This is a genomic window from Mannheimia bovis, from assembly GCF_014541205.1.
In the GTDB taxonomy this organism is placed as follows: domain Bacteria; phylum Pseudomonadota; class Gammaproteobacteria; order Enterobacterales; family Pasteurellaceae; genus Mannheimia; species Mannheimia bovis.
In genome coordinates this window covers 805,825-828,879 of record NZ_CP061280.1, presented here as the reverse complement: position 1 = coordinate 828,879, position 23,055 = coordinate 805,825, and the positions used below count along the sequence as shown (strand labels likewise).

Annotated in this window: 23 protein-coding genes; 13 read left to right on the top strand and 10 right to left on the bottom strand. The window is 41.7% G+C overall.

All coding sequences use genetic code 11. The features are described from left to right. Nucleotides 1-46 precede the first annotated feature (46 nt). The 8 genes from pxpB (at nt 47) to tyrS (ending at nt 8,723) form a co-directional block, all read left to right on the top strand. On the top strand, nt 47-694 hold the full coding sequence (gene pxpB, locus ICJ55_RS04245) for a 5-oxoprolinase subunit PxpB (RefSeq protein WP_188157450.1): 648 nt from the start codon (nt 47-49) through the stop codon (nt 692-694). Further along, nucleotides 691-1,620 carry a 5-oxoprolinase subunit C family protein gene (locus tag ICJ55_RS04240; RefSeq protein WP_188157449.1) on the top strand — a complete coding sequence of 310 codons (930 nt, stop codon included), beginning with the start codon at nt 691-693 and terminating at the stop codon, nt 1,618-1,620. Before pxpB ends, ICJ55_RS04240 begins: the two co-directional genes overlap by 4 nt. Further along, a complete protein-coding gene (gene pxpA / locus ICJ55_RS04235) occupies nt 1,607-2,344 on the top strand; it encodes a 5-oxoprolinase subunit PxpA (protein ID WP_188157448.1) in 738 nt (245 codons plus the stop codon). Before ICJ55_RS04240 ends, pxpA begins: the two co-directional genes overlap by 14 nt. A 121-nt stretch (nt 2,345-2,465) precedes the next feature. Continuing rightward, nucleotides 2,466-3,656 carry an NRAMP family divalent metal transporter gene (locus ICJ55_RS04230; protein ID WP_188157447.1) on the top strand — a complete coding sequence of 397 codons (1,191 nt, stop codon included), beginning with the start codon at nt 2,466-2,468 and terminating at the stop codon, nt 3,654-3,656. 188 nt (nt 3,657-3,844) lie between these two features. Further along, a complete protein-coding gene (locus ICJ55_RS04225) occupies nt 3,845-4,099 on the top strand; it encodes an oxaloacetate decarboxylase subunit gamma (protein WP_188157446.1) in 255 nt (84 codons plus the stop codon). Nucleotides 4,100-4,128: 29 nt separating this feature from the next. Next, nucleotides 4,129-5,943, top strand: coding sequence for a sodium-extruding oxaloacetate decarboxylase subunit alpha (gene oadA / locus ICJ55_RS04220; protein WP_188157445.1), 1,815 nt, complete (start codon nt 4,129-4,131; stop codon nt 5,941-5,943). A 9-nt stretch (nt 5,944-5,952) separates the two neighbouring features. After that, nucleotides 5,953-7,257: a sodium ion-translocating decarboxylase subunit beta gene (locus ICJ55_RS04215; RefSeq protein WP_188157444.1), complete on the top strand. Its 1,305-nt coding sequence runs from the start codon at nt 5,953-5,955 to the stop codon at nt 7,255-7,257. Nucleotides 7,258-7,532: 275 nt separating this feature from the next. Beyond that, nucleotides 7,533-8,723 carry a tyrosine--tRNA ligase gene (gene tyrS, locus ICJ55_RS04210; RefSeq protein ID WP_188157443.1) on the top strand — a complete coding sequence of 397 codons (1,191 nt, stop codon included), beginning with the start codon at nt 7,533-7,535 and terminating at the stop codon, nt 8,721-8,723. A 130-nt stretch (nt 8,724-8,853) separates the two neighbouring features. Here tyrS and ICJ55_RS04205 read toward each other — a convergent pair whose 3' ends face one another. Genes ICJ55_RS04205 through ICJ55_RS04195 form a run of 3 tightly spaced genes read right to left on the bottom strand, consistent with a single transcriptional unit; the run spans nt 8,854 to nt 10,249 of the window. Beyond that, a complete protein-coding gene (locus ICJ55_RS04205; RefSeq protein ID WP_188157442.1) occupies nt 8,854-9,129 on the bottom strand; it encodes a putative periplasmic lipoprotein in 276 nt (91 codons plus the stop codon). 31 nt (nt 9,130-9,160) lie between these two features. After that, nucleotides 9,161-9,625 (bottom strand): outer membrane lipoprotein, encoded by a 465-nt coding sequence (locus ICJ55_RS04200; protein ID WP_188157441.1) that lies wholly within the window; start codon nt 9,623-9,625, stop codon nt 9,161-9,163. Between the two features lie 24 nt (nt 9,626-9,649). Beyond that, a complete protein-coding gene (locus tag ICJ55_RS04195; protein ID WP_188157440.1) occupies nt 9,650-10,249 on the bottom strand; it encodes a VOC family protein in 600 nt (199 codons plus the stop codon). A gap of 31 nt (nt 10,250-10,280) precedes the next feature. Between ICJ55_RS04195 and argS the strand changes: the two genes are divergently transcribed. From argS to ICJ55_RS04180, 3 genes are all read left to right on the top strand, one after another. Further along, nucleotides 10,281-12,008: an arginine--tRNA ligase gene (gene argS / locus ICJ55_RS04190; RefSeq protein WP_188157439.1), complete on the top strand. Its 1,728-nt coding sequence runs from the start codon at nt 10,281-10,283 to the stop codon at nt 12,006-12,008. Nucleotides 12,009-12,062: 54 nt separating this feature from the next. Beyond that, nucleotides 12,063-13,238 (top strand): Obg family GTPase CgtA, encoded by a 1,176-nt coding sequence (gene cgtA / locus ICJ55_RS04185; RefSeq protein WP_188157438.1) that lies wholly within the window; start codon nt 12,063-12,065, stop codon nt 13,236-13,238. A 78-nt stretch (nt 13,239-13,316) separates the two neighbouring features. Further along, complete coding sequence (locus tag ICJ55_RS04180) at nt 13,317-13,934, top strand: glucose-6-phosphate 1-dehydrogenase family protein (RefSeq protein ID WP_188157437.1); 618 nt, start codon at nt 13,317-13,319, stop codon at nt 13,932-13,934. A 45-nt stretch (nt 13,935-13,979) separates the two neighbouring features. Here ICJ55_RS04180 and ICJ55_RS04175 read toward each other — a convergent pair whose 3' ends face one another. From ICJ55_RS04175 to hda, 7 genes are all read right to left on the bottom strand, one after another. Next, nucleotides 13,980-15,938 (bottom strand): heme lyase CcmF/NrfE family subunit, encoded by a 1,959-nt coding sequence (locus ICJ55_RS04175; protein ID WP_188157436.1) that lies wholly within the window; start codon nt 15,936-15,938, stop codon nt 13,980-13,982. Continuing rightward, nucleotides 15,935-16,489 carry a cytochrome c maturation protein CcmE gene (ccmE, locus tag ICJ55_RS04170; protein WP_188157435.1) on the bottom strand — a complete coding sequence of 185 codons (555 nt, stop codon included), beginning with the start codon at nt 16,487-16,489 and terminating at the stop codon, nt 15,935-15,937. Before ccmE ends, ICJ55_RS04175 begins: the two co-directional genes overlap by 4 nt. 210 nt (nt 16,490-16,699) lie before the next feature. Continuing rightward, a complete protein-coding gene (gene ccmD / locus ICJ55_RS04165) occupies nt 16,700-16,894 on the bottom strand; it encodes a heme exporter protein CcmD (RefSeq protein WP_188157434.1) in 195 nt (64 codons plus the stop codon). 10 nt (nt 16,895-16,904) lie between these two features. Continuing rightward, the gene (locus ICJ55_RS04160) at nt 16,905-17,642 is read right to left on the bottom strand and encodes a heme ABC transporter permease (RefSeq protein WP_188157433.1); all 738 of its coding nucleotides are present in this window, start codon (nt 17,640-17,642) and stop codon (nt 16,905-16,907) included. A 184-nt stretch (nt 17,643-17,826) separates the two neighbouring features. Beyond that, nucleotides 17,827-18,489, bottom strand: coding sequence for a heme exporter protein CcmB (ccmB, locus tag ICJ55_RS04155; protein ID WP_188157432.1), 663 nt, complete (start codon nt 18,487-18,489; stop codon nt 17,827-17,829). Then, nucleotides 18,486-19,127 (bottom strand): cytochrome c biogenesis heme-transporting ATPase CcmA, encoded by a 642-nt coding sequence (gene ccmA, locus ICJ55_RS04150; RefSeq protein ID WP_188157680.1) that lies wholly within the window; start codon nt 19,125-19,127, stop codon nt 18,486-18,488. The genes ccmB and ccmA overlap by 4 nt, the downstream gene beginning before the upstream one ends. A gap of 144 nt (nt 19,128-19,271) precedes the next feature. Then, a complete protein-coding gene (gene hda, locus ICJ55_RS04145) occupies nt 19,272-19,982 on the bottom strand; it encodes a DnaA regulatory inactivator Hda (protein WP_188157431.1) in 711 nt (236 codons plus the stop codon). Between the two features lie 218 nt (nt 19,983-20,200). Between hda and ICJ55_RS04140 the strand changes: the two genes are divergently transcribed. Beyond that, nucleotides 20,201-21,799: an ABC transporter substrate-binding protein gene (locus ICJ55_RS04140; RefSeq protein WP_188157430.1), complete on the top strand. Its 1,599-nt coding sequence runs from the start codon at nt 20,201-20,203 to the stop codon at nt 21,797-21,799. 178 nt (nt 21,800-21,977) lie between these two features. Then, a complete protein-coding gene (locus tag ICJ55_RS04135) occupies nt 21,978-22,982 on the top strand; it encodes an ABC transporter permease subunit (RefSeq protein ID WP_188157429.1) in 1,005 nt (334 codons plus the stop codon). Nucleotides 22,983-23,055: the final 73 nt, after the last annotated feature.

Sequence of the window (23,055 nt, the reverse complement as noted above, 5' to 3'; positions counted from 1 at the left end):
GGCGTAAAAAGTTGTTACCTTTTTTTAACAATCTGTGAACAATTTTATGCTAACTATTCATCATACCAGTGAACATAGTTTGCTCTGCTTAGCAGTTCCACCTGCCGAACTTTCTAAACAACAACAAATCTGGGCAGTGGCTGAGCAAGCAAGAGCACAAGAAAATGTAGTAGAAGTGGTAGTAGGAATGAATAATTTCACTATATTCCACAACTTATTAGCGAATTCAAACACTCTCATTTCGACTATTCAGCAACTGTGGCAAAATTATCAAGCTCAAGTAAGTCAAGCACCTCGCTTAATTGAAATCCCTGTTCATTACGGTGGAGAATTTGGCGAAGATCTGTTTGAAGTGGCAAAATTCCACAATACCACTGCCGAAGAGATTATCCGCCGTCATACCGAACCAACCTACACCGTGTTTATGATTGGTTTCCAACCAGGCTTTCCTTATCTCAATGGCTTACCTGAAAATCTTCATACGCCTCGACGTGATGTGCCGAGAACGAAAGTACCAGCGGGTTCCGTTGGTATTGGTGGTAGCCAAACAGGTATTTACCCTTTTACTTCACCCGGCGGCTGGCAACTACTCGGACGCACCGAGCTACCTCTATTTAACATTCAGCACAATCCGCCAACACTACTTTCGGCTGGCGATAATGTTCGATTTGTCGCGGAGAGCATTACCCTATGATTTATATTGAAAAAGTACAAGGCTTTGCCCACATTCAGGATTTAGGGCGCTACGGTTATCGTCATTTAGGGGTAAGCCACGGGGGAGCAATGGATACTCTTGCTCTTCAAGCGGGTAATTTATTGTTAAAAAATGCAAACAATGCCCCAGCCCTTGAAATAACCGCAGGTGGGCTAACGCTAACTTTCGATTGCAACACCCCATTCTGTTTTACCGGTGCTTTGGTAGAAGCCGAATTAGATGGAATACCGGTCTTTTCCTACTTTCGCTATACTGCAAAAGCTCGCCAGACCTTAACGCTAAAACGGATTGCAACAGGCAATTATGCTTACTTATGTGTTTCAGGCGGTTTCCTTGTACCACAGGTGCTAGGTTCAGCAAGTACCGACTTAAAAGCCCAATTCGGTGGTTTTCAAGGCAGAATGTTAAAAGCAGGCGATAACTTACCCACCGGTTTAAGAGATACCCAACTCTCAATGCTCGCTATTGAACCGATTGATTTCACTTCCCGAATTAGAGCAACAGCTTCCAGCGAATATGAAGCCTTTACCGCAGACAGTCGTGAACGCTTTTGGCATCAAGGTTGGAAGCTACAAGCGAACAGCAACCGTATGGGCTACCGCTTTGCAGAAAAAGCGTTGAAATTAACAACTTCCCTGGAAATGCTCTCATATGCTGCCCCAAGTGGCACGGTTCAAGTTCCTCCTGACGGACAGCCGATTGTACTATTGGCGGACGCTCAAACGACGGGAGGCTACCCCAAAATTGCTTGTATTATCCAAGCCGATCTAGGGAGACTTGCCCAAAATCCGTTTGGTTCAGCAGTGCAATTTGAGCAAGTTAGCCGTGAACAAGCAGTCAAAATTTATCAAAGAGATCAAGATTATTTAGATAGTATCCGGAGAAAAGTAAATGAAGCACGTTGATTTAAATGTGGATTTAGCCGAAGGCTGTGGCAATGATCATCGCCTGTTACAACTGGTTACCTCAGCCAATGTCTGTTGCGGTTTACACGCAGGCGATTACAACGAAATACGTAAAGCTATTTTATGGGCAAAAGAAAACGGAGTACGAGTTGGAGCTCACCCCGGTTTTCCCGATAGAGAAAATTTTGGACGTACCAATATGCAACTGTCTGATGATGAGCTCAAAGCGTGCCTACTCTACCAACTCGGTGCAATTAAAGCCTTATGTGATACCGAAAATGTAGCGATGGATTATGTGAAACCACACGGAGCTTTATACAATATGGCAGCAAAAGATCCTCACTTAGCCGGATTGATTGCTCAAACGGTGAAACAGTTCGACCCTGCTCTTAAATTAATGGGCTTATCGGGTAGTTTAATGCTCACTGTTGCTGAACAACAGGGGTTACACACTATTTCCGAAGTATTCGCCGATCGCCACTATTTAGCTGACGGCTCACTTGTGCCACGCACCCGTGATGATGCTATGGTAGAAAGCGATGATGAAGCGATCAGCCAAGTATTACAAATGGTATTAGAAGGCACAGTACCAACTGTTGATGGTAGCAATGTAGAGATAAAAGCAGATAGCATTTGCCTACATGGCGATGGTGAACACGCAGTAGAATTTGCAGAACGGATTAGAAGGGAACTAGAAGTGAAAGGAATCTCAGTTAAGGCATAACTGTAATCAGCTGCCATCTCAGCACTGTTTACCCCTACTAGGTCTATTACAAGCGGTCAAATTTCACTAAAAAATACCCATTTTTGATCAAATCCAAAAACAACAAAAAGGAACTAATACAATGTCCAAAAACAATAATCGCAGTGCTTTACTTGGAGCAGCATTCTTAATGGCGACTTCCGCCATTGGACCCGGATTTTTAACCCAAACGGCAACATTTACCCAAACCCTTCTTGCCAGTTTCGGTTTTGTGATCTTACTCTCAATCCTGCTTGATATCGGTGCACAACTGAATATTTGGCGAATTGTTGCGGTATCTGAAAAGAAAGCCCAAGACATCGCCAATGCAGTATTACCGGGTGCGGGTTATTTTCTTGCCCTATTAATTGTAATGGGCGGTTTAGCCTTTAATATCGGGAATGTCGGTGGTGCAGGCTTAGGTTTAAATATTCTAACCGGTCTTTCGCCTGAAATGGGGGCGATTATCAGCGGTGCAATCGCGGTTGGGATCTTCCTGTTCCGTGAAGCCGGTAAAGTAATGGATAGATTTGCTCAAATTATGGGCTTTGTGATGATTGCCTTAACGATCTTTGTTGCAATTAAAGCTAATCCACCTATTGGCGATGCTGTGGTTCATACTTTTGTACCAGAAAAACTTGATGTCATTGCGATTGTAACTCTTGTAGGCGGTACAGTTGGTGGCTACATTACCTTTGCAGGTGCTCATCGTTTACTTGATGCAGGCATTAAAGGTAAAGAAAATCTCAAAGAAGTGAGCAAAAGCTCCGTATCAGCCATTCTAATTGCTTCAATTATGCGAGTTGTGTTGTTCTTAGCAGTACTTGGAGTGGTGTCAATGGGTGTTCAGCTCGATCCGAAAAACCCTGCTTCAACCCCATTTGCCCACGTTGCCGGCAATGTTGGCTTAATGATCTTCGGTGTAGTAATTTGGGCGGCTTCAATTACCTCCGTTATCGGTGCGGCTTATACATCCGTTTCTTTCATCACTTCATTTTCACCATTTATCGAAAAACATAAAAATTGCTTTATCGTCGCCTTTATTGTGATCTCAACTGCGGTATTAGCAACAATTGGACGTCCTGCACAAGTACTGGTTTTTGTCGGTACGCTGAACGGCTTAATTCTGCCAATTTCACTTGGTTTAATCTTACTTGCAGCACATAAAACTAAAATTGTGGGCGACTACAAACACCCTGTGTGGATGACCATTTCAGGAGCTATTGTGGTCGTTTCAATGGCAATATTAAGTGCAATGACACTCTCCAAATATATTTCAGGGTTGATGGCTTAATCATTAAATTTTAACAAGCGGTCAGATTTCAACAACTTTTTGCAAGTAGAATCGCAAAAGGTTTACAAAATCTGACCGCTTGCTATTTAAGTTTGTGATCTATCACAAATTTTTATACTAAATCATTTGAAATTAAGCCGGAATTTTTCTACATTTCATATATCACTTTTATTATTAAGGATAACTCTATGACAAACGCAGAACTATTTGGCGAAGGGGTAAATCTGATGTTTGCAGGAATGGGTTTTGTGCTCCTGTTCTTATTCTTACTTATTTATGCCATCAGTTTTATTTCTACGCTCATCAACCGATATTTCCCAGAACCAATCTCTGTTCCAACACAAAAATTGCCAATCTCACAGACTCAAGATGATTTAGAACGTTTACGTCCTGTCATTGTAGCGGCAATTGCTCATCATCGTAGAATTAACAAACAAAATTAGTACAAATTATAGTTTAGAAGGAATTTAATATGAAAACTCAACCGAAAAAAATTGCGATTACTGATGTGGTCTTGCGTGATGCTCATCAATCTTTATTTGCCACCCGTTTACGTTTAGATGATATGTTACCGATTGCGGCTGAGCTAGATAAAATCGGCTATTGGTCGTTGGAAACTTGGGGAGGAGCAACTTTTGATAGCTGTATTCGTTTTTTAGGTGAAGATCCTTGGGTGCGTTTGCGTGAGCTGAAAAAAGCGATGCCAAAAACGCCAATGCAAATGCTGCTACGAGGTCAGAATTTACTTGGTTATCGCCATTATGCTGATGATGTGGTAGATAAATTTGTTGAGCGTTCAGTGGCTAACGGAATGAGCGTATTCCGAGTGTTCGATGCGTTAAACGATCCTCGCAATATGCAAGCGGCACTGCAAGCGGTGAAAAAACACGGTGGACACGCACAGGGTACATTAAGTTATACCACAAGCCCGGTTCACACCTTAGAAACTTGGTTAGATGTAACAGAACAATTATTAGAAATTGGTGTGGATTCTTTAGTCATCAAAGATATGTCGGGTATTTTAACTCCAATGGCAGCTTACGAATTAGTGAGCGAAATTAAAAAACGCTATGATGTGGAACTTCACTTACATTGCCACTCCACCACCGGTATGGCTGAAATGGCGTTATTGAAAGCAATTGAGGCAGGTGTTGATGGCGTAGATACCTCGATTTCTTCAATGTCTGGCACTTACGGGCACCCGGCTACCGAATCTATTATCGCAACCTTACAAGGTACACCGTATGACACCGGCTTAAATATTCCTGAACTCGAAAAAATTTCAGCTTACTTCCGTGATGTACGTAAAAAATATGCAAAATTTGAAGGGCAACTTCGTGGTGTAGACAGCCGTATTTTAGTCGCTCAAGTGCCGGGCGGAATGCTCACTAACCTTGAAAGCCAATTAAAACAACAAAATGCTTCCGATAAACTTGACCTTGTATTACAAGAAATTCCTCGTGTACGTGAAGATTTGGGTAATATTCCGCTTGTAACGCCAACCTCTCAAATTGTCGGTACACAAGCAGTTATGAATGTGTTGATGGGCGAACGTTACAAAACGATTGCTAAAGAAACCGCAGGGATTTTAAAAGGTGAATATGGTCGTACACCGGCACCGGTGAATAAAGCATTACAAGACAAAGTGCTTGAAGGGGCTGCCCCAATCACTGACCGCCCTGCTGATCATATTCCACCGGAATTGGATAAACTTGTGGCAGAAGTTACTGCTCAAGCGAAAGAAAAAAGCATCACACTTGCTGAAAATGCCATTGATGATGTGTTAATTGTGGCACTCTTCCAGCAAATCGGTTGGAAATATTTGGAAAATCGTAATAATCCTTCTGCCTTTGAACCTGTACCAAGTGCCGATGATGTAAAAGCTGTGCCAGTCGCAGCACCAAAAACGCAACCACAATCCGGATCTGCGGTTTACACCGTTGAACTTGAAGGCAAAGCCTTTGTAGTGAAAGTGAGCGAAGGTGGGGATATTACCAACATCGCCCCAACTACCGCACCAAGCAGTACAACACCGGCACCACAAGTGGTCAATTCTGTTCAAAAATCTGCAAATGCCGAACCGGTGAATGCTCCAATGGCAGGGAATATCCTCAAAGTAGAAGTGAAAGAAGGTCAGCAAGTGGCTGAAGGCGATGTGTTATTAATTCTTGAAGCAATGAAGATGGAAACCCAAATTTGTGCGGCAAAATCAGGCACGATTCAAGGCATTAATGTGAAACAAGGCGATGTGGTTGCTGTAAATGACACCTTAATGAGCATTGCGTAGAGGTGATGTATGGAAGGTATTATCGCTCTATTTAAAGGAATGGGGATTATGCACATTGAGTGGGGGCAAGCCGTAATGATTGCGGTGAGTGTGCTTCTGCTTTGGCTTGCGATCGCCCGTAAATTCGAGCCGCTGTTGCTCGTACCAATCGGTTTTGGTGGTTTGATGTCCAATATTCCGGAAGCCGGAATGGCAATGACAGCATTAGACAATCTACTGCATAGCGGTCAAACTGAACAACTTGCGATTATTGCTGCGAAAGTAAATAGTACAAGCCTTGATGTCCAAGCTATTAAAGACGCCATTGCTCTTGCTGCCCCATCGGTTCAAAACGAACTTGAAGTAATGGCAGGTGATATGGGCTATACCGCCGGTGTGTTAGCACTATTCTATAAAGTCGCTATTGGCTATGGAGTTGCTCCATTAATCATCTTTATGGGTGTTGGAGCAATGACTGACTTTGGACCATTACTTGCCAATCCAAGAATGTTGTTACTTGGTGCAGCAGCACAGTTTGGGATTTTTGCCACAGTATTAGGAGCTTTAGGCTTGAACTGGTTAGGAATTATTGATTTTACCTTACCACAAGCGGCAGCTATTGGGATTATCGGCGGTGCTGATGGTCCAACCGCAATTTATTTGGCAAGCAAATTAGCCCCTGAATTATTGGGTGCAATTGCAGTTGCCGCATACTCTTATATGGCATTGGTTCCGCTAATCCAACCGCCGATTATGAAAGCCTTAACCACCGAACAAGAGCGTAAAATCAGAATGACTCAGCTACGCAATGTCAGCAACCGTGAAAAAATCATCTTCCCGATTGTGCTATTGCTATTAGTTGCATTGTTACTGCCTGATGCTGCACCGTTACTTGGTATGTTCTGCTTCGGTAACTTGTTACGCACCAGTGGTGTGGTAGAACGCTTAAATGATACCGCTCAAAATGCGTTAATTAACATCGTGACTATTTTCTTAGGCTTATCGGTTGGGGCAAAATTGGTTGCCGATAAATTCTTACAACCACAAACCTTAGGGATTTTAGTGCTAGGTGTGATTGCATTTGGTATCGGGACTGCAAGCGGTGTAATTATGGCAAAAATTATGAATCGCTTTAGCAAACATAAAATCAACCCGCTTATCGGTTCAGCTGGCGTGTCAGCTGTACCAATGGCAGCTCGTGTATCCAATAAAGTCGGTCAGGAATACGACAAACAAAACTTCCTATTAATGCACGCAATGGGACCAAATGTTGCCGGCGTAATTGGCTCTGCCATTGCCGCCGGTGTAATGTTGAAATACATTGCGAATATGTAGTCGTTATTCAAAAGTTAAAAATGCCTTCGAAAATCCTCTCTCAAAGGCACTTTTAATTTTGTTGATAATAATTCTCAAAAAGTTATTGACTTATTATTTGAGAACCATTATCATCAACTCACTTCAAAAATAATAGGTAATCACTCCAACTCTTTACGCCGTATTCCCCCACAAAATACGGCGTTTTTTTTGCTTATCCGCCAAAACCCCTATTAATTTCAATTCATACCGCTATAATAGAACCATTTTTATTGATAAAAAGAGAAGGAAGATCAATGACTCAATCTAGCGAATCGCTCCTTGCCGAACTTAAACGTGGCGTGGAAAATATCTATTCAGAAGAAGATTTAATCGCAAAACTTAAAGAAAACCGTCCGTTACGCATTAAATTAGGGGCAGACCCAACTGCACCGGATATTCACTTAGGGCATACTGTAGTGTTAAACAAACTTCGCCAATTCCAACAATTTGGGCACGAAGTCTATTTCTTAATTGGTGATTTCACTGGTATGGTGGGCGATCCGTCAGGTAAAAACTCTACCCGTCCGCCACTAAGCCGTGAAGATGTATTACGTAACGCTGAAACTTATAAAGAGCAGATCTTCAAAATTTTAGATCCGCAAAAGACTAAGATCGTGTTCAACTCAGATTGGTTAGGTAAATTAGGTACGGAAGGAATGATCCGCCTAGCCTCAAATTACACAGTGGCTCGTATGCTTGAACGTGAAGATTTCAAAAACCGCTTCACTAACCAACAACCTATTGCAATTCACGAATTTATCTACCCACTATTACAGGGGCACGACTCCGTTGAATTAAAAGCAGATGTAGAGTTAGGTGGTACAGACCAAACCTTTAACCTATTAGTCGGTCGTGAATTACAAAAATCGGCAGGACAAAAACCACAAGTCGCGATGACCTTACCGCTCTTAGTCGGCTTAGACGGCGAGAAGAAAATGTCAAAATCACTCGGCAACTACATCGGCGTAACCGAAGCCCCAAGCGAAATGTTTGGTAAAATTATGTCAATTTCTGATGATTTAATGTGGGATTGGTATAACTTACTTTCATTCCGTCCATTAGACGAAATCGCCCAATTAAAAGCAGATGTTACCAACGGCAAAAACCCACGTGATGTGAAAATTCTGTTAGCGAAAGAAATCATTGCTCGCTTCCACGATGAAGCCGCCGCTGATGCCGCAGAGCAAGAATTTATCAACCGTTTCCAAAAAGGAGCAATTCCGGATGAAATGCCTGAATTTACCTTTGAGGGCGAAATCGGCTTAGCGGCACTGTTAAAAGAGGCAGGTCTTGTGCCATCAACCTCTGAAGCAATCCGCTCGGCACAACAAGGCGGTGTGAAAATTGATGGCGAGAAAGTCGAAGATGTGAAGCAAAATGCACAGAAAGGCACTTTCGTCTACCAAGTAGGTAAGCGTAAATTTGCCCGTATTACCGTAAGATAATCCTTCTATGTAAGCAAGCGGTCATAATTTGCAAATTTTTTACAAATTATGAATGCTTATAAATAAAACTGCCCCAAAATGAAAATTCTGGGGCAGTTTTATTTATTTTATACAGTATTATAAACGCTGATTATTTGAACTCATAACGTCTGATTGTTTTTAAATCTTCGTGTTGGTTTTTGAGTTCATCAGCTAAATGAACGCGTGCACCCACTGCTGCGTGAGCATCATATTTACGAGTTAACGTTACTTTTTCGCCATTATCACGTTGAACAACTAATTCCACTACTTCATTTGATAATGGTTTGCTTGATAATACTGTTGCATTACCTTTATCAGAATAAACATCTGCAGTACAAGCTGCTAAAGCTAATGAAACTAATACCGCTAAAGAAAGTTTTTTCATTATAAAAATATCCTATAGGAAGAATTAAAAATTAAAGCAGAGAAACATTCAGATCTGAGTTAGACCCGACAATTCTCACACGTTTGCCAGGAACAAAACCGTCTTCTTTCTTCTGAACGACCACGATTTCTTTACCATCATCTTTACGAATCACCATTTCTAAAGAAGAAACTTGGCTCGCTTTTTGTTCTACTTGGTTACCGATTACAGAACCTGCAATCGCACCTACTGCTGTTGCAATAGCTTGACCTGTACCACCACCTACTGTGCTACCGGCAATGCCACCTAATACGCCACCGCCAACAGTACCAATTACACCTTGACTATCTGCTTGGATTTTAACATCACGCACAGATAAAATCGTTCCATAAGAGATAGAGCGAGCTTCTTTGGCTTGTGCTCCAGAGTAAACGCTACCGCTATAAATATCTGTATTGGCACAACCAACTAACACAAAACTTGACATTAACGCCGCTGCTAAAGCTAATTTTTTCATTTTAATTCTCCGAAATACCAAAAATTACATTTCTGACATAATTATGCTGTTTATATCATAAGGGTGCAGCTTTAGACAACAAGGATTACAAAAAGTTACATTTCTCAAGGTTATCGCAATACTAGGATTAGGTAAACGCTCCCCTTCTACTTGCGGTTGACTAATTTTCAGTTTGGTGTCCGGATTTTCCGATAAATTAAAGTACGACAAGGCTCTCTCCACCCACTGCTCGGTATTTTCGCCCTCTAAAAATGGAAAAACCACCTCAATATGCTCCCACCCTTCTTCTGGATAAACCTTGCCTTTAGGAAAAGGTAACTCAACAAGTTTTACAAATTGTCCACAAAATTTGACCGCTTGATCTAAGGTAAATAAACCAATCGGTCTGCCGTTCACTTCGCTTTCTTTCGACAAGTTAGCCCCTTCTAATAAAAGGCTTTTCCATTGTTCCGCTGTATGTTGCTCATTCATACGAACAGCAAGATGATCGATTTGATAAAGGGATAAATCAATACCGGCGATATCGGCAATTTGTTGAATTTTTTGCTCAAATTGAGATAAATCACCAAAACAAGCGGTCATTTTCTCGAAAAATTTTGCATTTTCTGCTATAATCTCGTCCATTTTTGTAAATCGAATTTAATAGGTTAAATCAGTGAATATTCAACAAATTTTAGCAGATAAAATTAAACAGGCAATGATTGCGGCAGGAGCAGACGAAAATGTAGAGCCATTAGTGCGTCAATCTGGCAAACCGGAATTTGGCGATTATCAAGCCAATGGAGCAATGGGTGCAGCGAAAAAATTGGGTATGAACCCTCGTGAGTTTGCTCAGAAAATTTTAGATAACGCCAATCTCAACGGTATTGCCGACAAATTAGAAATTGCCGGTCCGGGTTTTATCAACATCTTCTTAAATCAAGAATGGTTAGCACAAAATGCCAATAATGCGTTACAAGCGGTCAATTTTGGCATAAAAACGGCAAATCCGCAGACCATTGTGATCGACTACTCCTCACCAAACGTAGCAAAAGAGATGCACGTTGGTCATTTACGCTCAACCATTATTGGTGATGCGGTAGTTCGCACTCTTGAATTTCTAGGCAATAATGTGATTCGTGCCAACCACGTGGGCGACTGGGGTACGCAATTCGGTATGTTGATTGCCTACCTTGAAAAAATGGAAAACGAACACGCCAGTGAGATGGAATTAAGCGATTTGGAAGCTTTCTACCGTGCAGCCAAAGAGCATTACGATTCCGATGAAGTCTTTGCCGAAAAAGCCCGTAACTATGTGGTGAAACTGCAAAGTGGCGATGAGTATTGCTTAACGATGTGGAAAAAACTCGTGGACATTACAATGCACCACAACCAAGAAAACTACGATCGTTTAAATGTGACCTTAACCGAAAAAGATGTGATGGGCGAAAGCCTTTACAACCCAATGTTGCCTGAAATTGTGGCAGACCTCAAAACCAAAGGCTTAGCGGTGGAAGATGATGGTGCATTGGTGGTATTCCTAGACGAATTTAAAAACAAAGACGGCGACGCGATGGGCGTGATCGTACAGAAAAAAGATGGCGGTTTCTTATATACCACCACTGATATCGCCGCCGCAAAATACCGTTATGAAACCTTAAAAGCTGACCGTGCATTAGTGTTCTCAGACAGCCGCCAAGCACAACATATGCAACAAGCGTGGTTGATTACCCGCAAAGCAGGCTATGTACCGGATTCATTCAGCCTTGAGCACCCATTCTTCGGAATGATGCTAGGCAAAGACGGCAAACCGTTTAAGACCCGTAGCGGTGGCACAGTGAAGCTGAAAGATCTATTAGACGAAGCAGTAGAGCGTGCCGATAAGTTGATTTCAGAGCGTTCTACCGACTTAACCGCAGAAGAAAAAGCAGCAGTGGTGGAAGCGGTAGCAATCGGCTCGGTAAAATATTCGGATCTGTCGAAAAATCGTACCACCGATTATGTGTTCGATTGGGATAATATGCTAACGTTTGAAGGCAACACCGCTCCTTATATGCAGTATGCCTACACCCGTATTCGCTCGATTTTCGCTCGTGCAGGCATTAATGCTGACAGCTTAAATGCGGAAATTCAGCTTGGTGAAGATAAAGAACGTGCCTTAGCAGTGAAATTATTGCAATTTGAAGAAGCTTTAAATGGCGTAGCAAAAGACGGTATGCCGCATATTCTCTGCCAATACTTATACGAATTAGCCGGCAGTTTCTCAAGTTTCTACGAGGCTTGCCCGATTCTTAATGCAGAAGAAAACGTGAAAAACAGCCGCTTAGCCCTAGCCGCCTTAACCGCAAAAACGTTAAAACAAGGTTTAGATTTACTCGGCATTAAAACGGTTGAGAAGATGTAAGAATAGTTCCCCTCTTTATCTAAAGAGGGCAGATATTATAAGGAACAATGTTAAATGAAATTTATTGATGAAGCCCTGATTCGTGTTGAAGCAGGCGATGGCGGAAACGGTTGTGTCAGCTTCCGCCGTGAAAAATATATCCCAAAAGGCGGACCTGACGGTGGTGATGGTGGCGATGGTGGCGATGTTTACTTAATCGCAGACGAAAACCTCAATACCCTTATCGACTACCGCTTTGAAAAACGTTATGCCGCCGGTCGTGGTGAAAATGGTCGCAGTGCCGGTTGTACAGGTCATCGTGGCAACGATATTACGTTACGTGTGCCAGTCGGAACTCGTGCTATCGACAACGACACCCAAGAAGTAATTGGCGATCTAACCCGCCACGGAATGAAAATGTTGGTGGCAAAAGGCGGTTATCACGGCTTAGGCAACACCCGCTTTAAATCTTCGGTAAACCGTGCTCCACGCCAAAAAACCAACGGCACACCGGGCGAAAAACGTGATTTATTGTTAGAGTTAATGCTACTTGCCGATGTGGGGATGTTAGGCTTACCAAATGCCGGTAAATCGACCTTTATCCGTAGCGTTTCTGCTGCTAAACCGAAAGTGGCTGATTATCCGTTTACTACGCTTGTTCCAAGTTTAGGTGTAGCTCGTGTTGGGGCAGATCGCAGCTTTGTAGTTGCCGATATTCCGGGTTTGATCGAAGGTGCAGCAGAAGGGGCTGGTTTAGGGATCCGTTTCCTAAAACACTTGGAACGTTGCCGCATTTTGATTCACTTAGTGGATATTATGCCGATTGATGAAAGCGACCCGGCTCACAATATTTCGGTCATTGAATCTGAGCTATACCAATACAGCGAAAAACTGTCCGAAAAACCGACTTGGTTGGTGTTCAACAAAATCGACACCATCGGCGAAGAAGAAGCCGCTGAACGAGCCAAAGAGATTGCCGAGCAAATCGGTTGGGAGGGTGATTACTACTTAATCTCCGCCGCCACCGGTCAGAACGTGCAAAACCTTACCCGTGATATTATGGATTTCATCGAAGCCAACCCTCGTGAAGTGGAAGAGGAAAACAAAGAAGCGGAAGAAGTGAAATTCAAATGGGAAGATTATCACAACGAAGCAATGCAAAACCCAGTTGAAGAAGAGTGGGACGACTGGGACGATGATTGGACCGAAGAAGATGACGAAGGCGTAGAGTTTATTTACGAACGCCGATAAAATACAAGCGGTTGTTTTTAACTGGAAATTTGCAAAATTTCGGGGGAAAACAACCGCTTGTTTATTTAAGGAAAACCGATGCTTAGTTCAAAATCTTGTGAGATCTTTAATATTCCGTTCTTCCAATTTGCTCAGCTGAAAAAATATTGTCCTGAGGAAATTCCTCGTATCAAGGCTGATTATAAAACCCATTGGGAAATTTGGAAAAACTTGCATCTTGAGCTCCATCGCCAATTAGGGCAACCGTTTAGCGAGCCTCATATTGAGCGTTGGTGCAATGGCTGGCAAGTGCGGGCACATTTTTTTGCCTACTATAAATATGAATTTAATAAAAATTCAGCCGCAATTATTTCAGTGATTTTAAATCGCCGTCGTTTGCAGGTAAGCCTTGATTGGCATTGCTATCGGGCAGATAGATCGCAGATTAACGTGCATCAATACAATCAATGGTGGGATAATTTAGATCGGAAACGCTTTGCCGATTTTGAGATTTGGAACGGAAGTGAGAGTGAATACGCTGACTTTCGTCAAGTAAATGCCTTTTCAGAAAACGAATTTGTATTAAAAGATGCAGACGATTTTTGGTGCATCGGGCGGAATTTGGAGAAGGACGATTTAGATAAAACCGATATAGTAGAATTTATTTATCAGACAATTCGAGAGCTGTTGCCGCTTTATGAAAAATGTCATCAATAAATCCTAAAACAAAAGGACTAAGCGGATAAGCTTAGTCCTTTCAATTTATGCAGTTACTGCTTCTTTATTTTGTAGGCGTAAACGATAGCGTTTGTCCATCATACAGAGTAAACCGCCTAACGCCATAAAGAGTCCACCAATCCAAATCCAGCGGATGAACGGTTTATAATATAAGCGAACCGCCCAAGAATTATCTTCAAGTTTTTCTCCTAATGCAGCGTAAAGATCACGGGTGAAGCCCCAGTCGATTGCTGCCTCGGTCATCCCCATTTTACTGACGTTGTAGAAACGTTTTTCTGCATTGAGCATGGCTTCATATTTGCCGTGTCGGGTGATTTCAAGTTCAGCCGTACCGCCTTGATAGTTCGCTCCATCACTAATTTTGATCCCTTTGAACTCAAATTGGTAATCTAAAATTTCCGCTTTATCCCCCACATTCATTCGCACATCTCGTTCGACACTGAAGTTTTGGCTAAAAGCAATACCAAATACCGTCATCGCCACACCGAGGTGAGCTAAAACCATTCCCCAATGTGAACGGGAAAGTTTGAAAATACCACTTAAGAATGAGTGACGGTGCGTTGCACGTTGGTGCAATTCATATAAGCTCAATAATACGATAAAGACTGACATCATTGTGCCAAGCACTACGCTAATAGTAATCGTATTGCGGAATAGATAAGGAAGAGCAAAGCCAAGCACAGCCATTAAAATCAAGGTAATAATTACTGGTTTACGAATAGCTGAAACTTGATCTCGACGCCATTTCACAAGTGGACCAATACCTAACACAAAAGCAAATGGCACCATTAAAATCATAAACATTTGGTCAAAGAACGGTGCACCGATTGAGATTGTACCTAAACCGATTTGCTTATGAACAAGCGGTAATAAAGTCCCCAAGAATACTACCGATAAAAATGCCATCAATAAAATATTATTGATTAATAACATTGTTTCACGCGAATAGCGTTCGTAGTTATCAAGACTTTTAATTTGAGAGCCTTTAAACGCATATAACAATAATGAACCACCTACTACCACAACTAGATAAGCCAAGATATATAGCCCTCTCGTTGGGTCTGATGCGAAAGCGTGAACTGAAACTAAAATACCTGAACGAACTAAGAATGTCCCAACCAAACAGAGTGAGAAGGCTAAAATAGCTAATAACACCGTCCACGCTTTGAATGTGCCACGTTTTTCAGTTACCGCTAATGAGTGAATTAAGGCTGTACCGGCAATCCAAGGCATCAAAGAGGCATTTTCAACAGGGTCCCAAAACCACCAGCCGCCCCAACCAAGTTCGTAATACGCCCACCAAGAGCCTAGCACGATACCAAGTGTTAAAAACACCCAAGCTGCCATTGTCCAAGGACGAGACCATCTTGCCCAAGCGGTATCTAAGCGACCTGTCATTAATGAGGCAATCGCAAACGCAAAAGCGACCGAGAAACCCACATACCCCATATAAAGCAACGGTGGGTGGAAAATCAAGCCCACATCTTGCAACATTGGGTTTAATTCTCTGCCATCAACCGGGAAATTCGGAAAAGTTCTATCAAATGGATTTGAGGTAAAAATAACAAATACCAGAAAACCGATACTAATCAGCCCCATTAAACCCAATACTCTGGCAACCGCTTCTTCCGGCATTTTACGGGTAAACGTCGCAACGCCTATCGACCAGAGTGAAAGTAACCATACCCAGAGCAATAATGAGCCTTCGTGCGCCCCCCAAACCGCAGATAAGCGATACTGTAGCGGTAATTTACTGTTAGAATTATTCACCACATATTGCACGGTAAAATCATTTATCGCAAATAAGTAAAACAGTGAACCAAAAGAAACCGTTAAGGCTAAAAACATCGCCCAAGTCATCGGTCTAGCTAGGGCAATTAATGTGCTGTTATGTTTTTCTGCCCCCCAAATCGGTAAAATTGCCAGTAATACTGAAATTGCCAGCGACAACGCCAAGGCATAATTGCCTAATTCTGCAATCATTTGGTTTCCCCTTGAGTATTGGCTTTTTGGGCTTCTTCTTCCGCTTTCATTTTGCGATCAGTTTCAGATTCGCCTTTTAAATCCTGCTCTGAAACTCCCGATTTTTTATGTTGATCTTTTAATTTATCCCCCAATTCTGGTGGCATATAGTTTTCATCGTGTTTTGCCAATACTTCAGTTGCTTTTAAACGTGTTGGCTCAATGAGCACACCTTGTGCCACAATACCCTGTCCTTCACGGAATAAGTCCGGCAGAATACCTTCGTATTCCACAGTAATGGAAGGTCCAACATCATTTAAATCAAACACAACTTTTAAGGTTTTATCATCACGTTTAACCGTATCTTCAACAACCATTCCGCCAACACGAATACGCTGCCCGACTTCCGGTTTTTGTTTAGGATCATCATTTTTACCATTGACAATTTCAGATGGTGTGTAGAAAAGATCGATATTTTGGCTTAACGCATAAAGTGTCAATCCTGCTGCTACAGAAAGACCAAGCAATACTGAAAGTACTACTTTCAATCTTGATTTTCGTCTTGGATTCATCGTAATCACCCTTATAAAAATAAATGCCTAAAATAAATGCTATTGCATCAAAAAATTAAAAATATAACCAACTGTAAGAATAACAAAAAATCGCAAAACATTCCCTAAATTTCAAGGAAGTTTTGCGATTTCTCAAACTAAATACCTATAAAGAAGTATTAATGAAATATTTGCAAAATTTTAACGTTTTTTAACCGCTTGTACTGTCTGTTAAAGTGGCTGCTTGAGTTTTTCTTCTCTTGCCAGTTCTTTTTTAGCTTGAGCTAGAATTGCTTTATGTTTACGACGGCTTAACCAAATCAGCCCACCCATTGCAATAAAGGTAACTGTATAAGAGAGCCAAACATAGAAGCCATAACCACCCATTGCGAAGAAATCGCTAATTGATTGAAATTGAAACGTCATTTTTCTCTCCTTATTCCACTTTTGCCAAGGCTTTCACCCACGGGCGTTTTTGTTCGTCTTTCAGTAAAGCAATGCGATAACGCCAAATGCTGAACCAAATCATAAAAATCATTGAACCGAAAATCGCTAAAAGTAGTGGAATCAACATCTCCACCGCCATTGATGGTTTGTCGAACTTAGTAATGGTTGCACCTTGATGTAACGTGTTCCACCACTCTACCGAGAAGTGAATAATCGGCAGATTAATTACCCCAACCACAGAGAGTACCGCAGCAGCTTTTGCTCCTGTTTGCTTATCTTGGAATGCGGAATAAAGAGCCATCACGCCAATATAAAGGAAGAAAAGCACTAAAGCAGAGGTTAAGCGAGCATCCCATACCCACCAAGTTCCCCACATTGGTTTACCCCAAATCGCCCCGGTTGCAAGGGAAAGAAAAGCAAATACTAAACCGATAGGCGCCATTGAAATCATTGCTAAATTTGCTTGGCGAATCTGCCAAACTAGGGCAACTAAACCTGCCACCGCCATTGAGCCATATACGCCCATAGACCAAATTGCTCCCGGAACGTGAATAAAGATGATACGGTAACTATCGCCTTGTTGGTAATCTTTTGGTGCAAACCCAAGCCCCCACACAAAAGCTACTGTTAGCATAATCAAACTTAACCAACCTAAAAATGGTTGGATTTTCCCCAGCAAATGATATTGTGTTTCAGATTTTGCATAAGGGTGTAGCCATTTCCACATAGAAAAACTCCGTAATAAATGAAATGTTTATTTACTTATTTTTGTAAAATTACTGCTTTCAAATCTCCCCTAGCCCCTCTTTTCTAAAGAGGGGGACTCAATCTAGGCGTACCAAACATTCATCTTTCTTCGATACATTCCCCCTCTTTAGTCAAAGAGGGGGTTAGGGGGAGATTTGTAAAATCTAGTTCAAACTAATCCTTAACGCCCCTGCAATCGCAAATGGCGAAAAAGTTAAGGTAATTGCTAAAATTGCCCCAAGAATGGCAAGTTGTCCGTTATATCCCATATTCAAAGTTGCAGCCTCTAGCACAGCAGCGGCAAAAATTAATACTGGCAGAAATAGCGGTAAAATCAACAAGCTCAATAAAGTCCCACCCTTACGTAAGCCGACTGTTAAGGCAACGCCTATAGCCCCTAAACAACTTAAAATAGGTGTGCCAAGTAATAATGTCAGCACCAATGCCCACCAAACGTTGGTTTCAAGGGAAAGCAAAATTGCCGCAATCGGGGAAAGTAAAATCAATGGCAATCCGGTTAATGCCCAGTGAGCAACCACTTTCGCCAATGCAACTTGCGGTAAGCCTACCGGCAAGAGCATTAGTTGTTCAAGTGAGCCATCTAAATAATCATCTCGGAATAAACGTTCGAAGGAAAGCAGTGCGGAAAGTAACGCCGCTACCCACGCAATGCCACCGGCAATTTTGCCCAATAATTCAGGGTTTGGTCCCATTAAGATCGGGAATACGGTAATTACCATCAAAAAGAACCAAAGCGGATTTAAAATTTCCGATGGTTTGCGAAAGGCAATGGTTAATTCTCGCTGAATAATAGTGAATAAAATCATACTTTAAATTGATCTAAAGAAATAATAGCAACTTTATCGCTCTCAGCCGTTTGATGGCTGGTAAAAATGACTAATCCGCCTTTGGCACAATGCTGCTCAATGTGAGCAATTAAATCTGCTACCCCTTTTTTATCAATGGCGGTAAAAGGTTCATCTAAAATCCAGAGTTTAGCGTTCGTTAGCCACAATTTAGCCAACGCAACTCGGCGTTGCTGTCCTGCTGACAATTGAGAGCAAGGTAAATCTTCTCGTCCGATAAGGGAAACTTTGTTCAATGCCTCCCACAGTGCCTCGTCATTTTGTGGCAGTTGTTGTACTTTTTGGAAAAAACGCAAATTTTCCCACGCAGTCAGTTCCGGTTTCACGCCCGAATAATGCCCTAAATAAAAGAGTTCCGAATAATATTCATCACGTTGCTTTTGAATAGGAATATCATTCCATAACACTTCGCCTTCAGCAGGTAACGAAAGACCTGCTAAAATGCGTAAAAGGCTGGTTTTTCCAATCCCGTTATGCCCTTCAATTTGCACCCAATCACCACTGTTTACAGTAAGATTACACCCTTCAAATAAACGGGTTTCGCCTCGCTCACAAGCGATATTCTGTAATTTAAGCTGATATTGGGTTGTTTGCTTCATCATAACTCAATGGGTAGAAAAATATTAACTGAAGTGTAACATAAGCTATTCTTTTAACGTAGCAAATAAGTTACTTATTTAGAGGTAGCAAGCGGTTAAATTTTCAAAAAGTTTTGCAAATTTTGATAAGAATCAAACCGCTTGTTACAGAGAAAGGGCTTCCTTTACAAAAGGAATGGTTAATTTTCGTTGAGCTTGGAGAGATGCGTGATCTAATTTATCTAATATTTTGGACAATTCTTCCAAATCAGACCCTATTTTTTTCAGCAGAAAATGAGCAACTTCATCGGATAGCTCAATTCCTTTTTGATGTGCATTGGCTTGCAAAATATGGCATTTTTGCTCGTCGGTGAGATCACTTAATTGATAAACTTCCCCCCACGTTAAACGGGAACGCAAGTCCGGCAATTTAATATTTAATTGATGAGGCGGACAATTCGCACTGATTAATAACAAGGTTTTTATACCATCACTAAATAACCCTTGTTGCTCTCGAATTTGATTGAATAAGTTGAAAATGGCTAATTCCCATTCCTCATCGCCAGCAATCGCTTGAATGTCATCTAAACAAATCACATTCAGCAGCTCGGCATTATCTAAAACTAATGGAGAGAAATAATGAGCTTTTGTTAAAGGAATGTAACTTGAAGTTTGCTGGTTTAAAAGGAAGTGATTGCTCACGGCTTTTAACAGATGACTTTTACCACAGCTTTTTTCGCCCCAAATATAGAAAAACGGCTGTTGTACATCGGCAAAATTCCGTTTGAGAGATTCAAGCAACACTTCACTATTTTCTGCGTAAAAATTATCGAAAGTGTCTTCATCAATTTGATAAATCGGTAGAGGTAACTGCAAAAATATTCCTTAACGCCAGCCATCAAAACCTTGTAAGAATATCGGAAAACTACCGTTTTGAGAAGTGGAAATTGTTCAATCGAATTTCATTTGTAAATTTTGATAAAGTCCTACCTCTATTTGTTAAAAAAAGATTGCAGTTCTCTAAAAAAATTGTATATTCAAAACTTCACACAAAAAAAGTAATTCAACCTATAAATAAAACTCAAGGAGTGAAAATGAAACACCTAGCTAAACTTTCATTAATCGCTATGGCAGTAGCAGGTTCTGCAACAGCAATGGCAGCACCAAAAACCTTCGTCTATTGCTTGGAGGCATCACCTTCAGCAATGAGCCCTGTTCTTGTAACAGACGGTGCAAGCCTTGATGCCAACGCTCGCCCTATCTATAACAAGTTAGTGGACTTTGCAGAAGGTACAACCAATGTAATTCCATCATTAGCAGAAAAGTGGGATATTTCTGAAGATGGTAAAACCTACACTTTCCACCTGCGTAAAGGCGTGAAATTCCACGACAACAAAGAATTCAAACCAAGCCGTGAGTTAAACGCTGACGACGTGCTATTCTCAATCAACCGTCAGCTTGATCCTAACCACCCGTTCCACAAAGTATCTGGTGGTAACTATGAATACTTTATCGGTATGGATATGCAAAATATCATTGATAAAGTGGAAAAAGTGGACGATTACACCGTTAAAATCAGCTTAAAAGTGCCAAATGCCCCGTTCTTAGCAAACTTAGCAATGGACTTCAACGCTGTCTACTCCGCTGAATATGCAGAACAATCATTAAAAGCGGGCAAACCGGAGCGTATTGATACGAACCCGATCGGTAGCGGTCCGTTCCAATTTGTTGATTACCAAAAAGATGCAACAGTTCGTTACAAAGCCTTTGAAAACTACTGGCAAGGTAAAGCAAAAATTGATCGCCTAGTATTTGCAATTACACCGGATGCTTCTGTACGTTTAGCTAAATTACAAAAAGGCGAATGCCACGCAATGCCATATCCTAACCCGGCGGATATTGAAGCATTGAAAAAAGATACGAATATTGAGTTAATGAGCCAATCAGGTATGAACGTAGGTTACCTTGCATTGAACTCATCAATCAAACCGTTAGATAACCAAAAAGTTCGTCAAGCATTAAACCACGCAGTAAACAAACAAGCGATTGTTGATGCAGTGTATCAAGGTGCAGGTCAAGTTGCGAAAAACCCAATTCCACCAACAATGTGGAGCTATAATGACGCAGTTCAAGACTATGACTACAACCCTGAAAAAGCAAAAGCATTATTAAAAGAAGCTGGTTTTGAGAACGGCTTTACAACCGAACTTTGGGCAATGCCGGTGGCTCGTCCGTACAACCCAAATGCTCGCCGTATGGCTGAACTTATCCAAGAAGACTGGAAAAAAGTCGGCGTGAATGCGAAAATCGTAAGCTACGAATGGGGTGAATACCTCAAACGTTTACGTCAAGGTGAAGCAGCAACTTCAATGATCGGTTGGACCGGTGATAACGGTGACCCTGATAACTTCTTGAACACGCTATTAAGCTGTTCAGCAGTGGAAGCAGGTTCAAACTATGCGAAATTCTGCCACAAACCGTTTGAAGAAGTGGTGGTTGGTGCTGCTCAAGAAAGCGATAAAGCAAAACGTACCGAGCTTTACAAACAAGCTCAAGTAATCTTCAAAGAGCAAGCTCCTTGGATTACCATTGCTCACTCAACCGTCTACTTCCCAGTTCGTAAAGAAGTAAAAGGCTATGTAATGAGCCCGTTTGGCTTACATAACTTCTACAATGTGGATTTAGCGAAATAATCCGTTTAACAAGCGGTCAATTTTGCAGATTTTTTGACAAATTTGACCGCTTGTTTTCGCTATCGTAGGGGCGGGTCCTGTGCCCGCCCGATAACTTACTGATATTATGGGCGGGCACAGGACCCGCCCCTACACATTAAATATAGTCGTGCAATCAATTGTACGCAACATTTTCATTATGTTCCAATTTATCCTTAAACGCGTATTAATGGTGATTCCCACCTTTATCGCAATTACTTTAATTACTTTTGCCCTTGTGCATTTTATCCCCGGTGATCCGATAGAGATCCGAATGGGAGAGCGTGGATTGTCGCCAGAGGTTCATCAACAAATGATGGAACAACTCGGATTGAACCGCCCATTGTTTGAGCAGTACATCAGTTATATTCAAGGTGTACTACAAGGCGATCTCGGCAGGTCATTTCGTAATAACGAACCTGTACTGAAAGAATTTTTTACCCTTTTCCCTGCAACGGTTGAGCTGGCGTTTTTTGCATTGTTATGGTCGCTCATTTTAGGGATCTTCTTAGGCGTGATTGCGGCGGTTAAAAAAGAGTCTTGGATTTCTCACACCGTTACCACTCTTTCACTGACCGGCTACTCAATGCCGATTTTCTGGTGGGGCTTGGTGCTAATCCTTTATTTTTCTACCCCGCTAGGCTTACCCGCTTCGGGACGTTTACCGTCTGAATATTGGATTGAAGCCGAAACAGGTTTTATGCTGATTGATACTTGGCGTTCAGACGAACCGGGGGCATTTTTAGCAGCGATAAAATCATTAATTCTACCTGCTATTGTACTGGGTACAATTCCACTTGCGGTAATTACCCGAATGACACGTTCTTCAATGCTTGAGGTACTGGGCGAGGATTATATCCGCACTGCAAAAGCTAAAGGTTTGAACACAACACGCATTGTGGTTGTGCACGCCCTGAGAAATGCGTTAATTCCTGTGGTAACCGTTGTCGGTTTGATTGTAGGACAACTTTTGTCAGGGGCAGTTTTAACCGAAAATATTTTCTCGTGGCCGGGCATCGGCAAATGGATTATTGATGCTATCAATAGCCGTGATTACCCTGTGTTACAAGGCTCTGTATTAATCATAGCCACTATTATTATTTTAGTTAATTTAACCGTAGATTTAATATACGGTATTGTAAACCCAAGAATCCGCCATTCATAACAAGGTTTCAAGCGGTTAATTTTGCTTATAAATTTGCAAAAAGTATCTAAAAACCAACCGCTTGTTCTCTAGG

Excerpts from the sequence above, each read along its gene's own strand:
- ICJ55_RS04140 (WP_188157430.1), top strand. The coding sequence starts at position 20,201 with ATGAAACACCTAGCTAAACTTTCATTAATCGCTATGGCAGTAGCAGGT.
- ICJ55_RS04225 (WP_188157446.1), top strand. The coding sequence starts at position 3,845 with ATGACAAACGCAGAACTATTTGGCGAAGGGGTAAATCTGATGTTTGCA.
- pxpA (WP_188157448.1), top strand. The coding sequence starts at position 1,607 with ATGAAGCACGTTGATTTAAATGTGGATTTAGCCGAAGGCTGTGGCAAT.
- cgtA (WP_188157438.1), top strand. The coding sequence starts at position 12,063 with ATGAAATTTATTGATGAAGCCCTGATTCGTGTTGAAGCAGGCGATGGC.
- ICJ55_RS04200 (WP_188157441.1), bottom strand. The coding sequence starts at position 9,625 with ATGAAAAAATTAGCTTTAGCAGCGGCGTTAATGTCAAGTTTTGTGTTA.
- ccmB (WP_188157432.1), bottom strand. The coding sequence starts at position 18,489 with ATGATTTTATTCACTATTATTCAGCGAGAATTAACCATTGCCTTTCGC.
- ICJ55_RS04205 (WP_188157442.1), bottom strand. The coding sequence starts at position 9,129 with ATGAAAAAACTTTCTTTAGCGGTATTAGTTTCATTAGCTTTAGCAGCT.
- ICJ55_RS04215 (WP_188157444.1), top strand. The coding sequence starts at position 5,953 with ATGGAAGGTATTATCGCTCTATTTAAAGGAATGGGGATTATGCACATT.
- ccmA (WP_188157680.1), bottom strand. The coding sequence starts at position 19,127 with ATGAAGCAAACAACCCAATATCAGCTTAAATTACAGAATATCGCTTGT.
- ccmE (WP_188157435.1), bottom strand. The coding sequence starts at position 16,489 with ATGAATCCAAGACGAAAATCAAGATTGAAAGTAGTACTTTCAGTATTG.
- ICJ55_RS04230 (WP_188157447.1), top strand. The coding sequence starts at position 2,466 with ATGTCCAAAAACAATAATCGCAGTGCTTTACTTGGAGCAGCATTCTTA.
- ICJ55_RS04135 (WP_188157429.1), top strand. The coding sequence starts at position 21,978 with ATGTTCCAATTTATCCTTAAACGCGTATTAATGGTGATTCCCACCTTT.
- tyrS (WP_188157443.1), top strand. The coding sequence starts at position 7,533 with ATGACTCAATCTAGCGAATCGCTCCTTGCCGAACTTAAACGTGGCGTG.
- ICJ55_RS04195 (WP_188157440.1), bottom strand. The coding sequence starts at position 10,249 with ATGGACGAGATTATAGCAGAAAATGCAAAATTTTTCGAGAAAATGACC.
- ICJ55_RS04160 (WP_188157433.1), bottom strand. The coding sequence starts at position 17,642 with ATGTGGAAATGGCTACACCCTTATGCAAAATCTGAAACACAATATCAT.
- ccmD (WP_188157434.1), bottom strand. The coding sequence starts at position 16,894 with ATGACGTTTCAATTTCAATCAATTAGCGATTTCTTCGCAATGGGTGGT.
- ICJ55_RS04175 (WP_188157436.1), bottom strand. The coding sequence starts at position 15,938 with ATGATTGCAGAATTAGGCAATTATGCCTTGGCGTTGTCGCTGGCAATT.
- pxpB (WP_188157450.1), top strand. The coding sequence starts at position 47 with ATGCTAACTATTCATCATACCAGTGAACATAGTTTGCTCTGCTTAGCA.
- ICJ55_RS04180 (WP_188157437.1), top strand. The coding sequence starts at position 13,317 with ATGCTTAGTTCAAAATCTTGTGAGATCTTTAATATTCCGTTCTTCCAA.
- oadA (WP_188157445.1), top strand. The coding sequence starts at position 4,129 with ATGAAAACTCAACCGAAAAAAATTGCGATTACTGATGTGGTCTTGCGT.
- ICJ55_RS04240 (WP_188157449.1), top strand. The coding sequence starts at position 691 with ATGATTTATATTGAAAAAGTACAAGGCTTTGCCCACATTCAGGATTTA.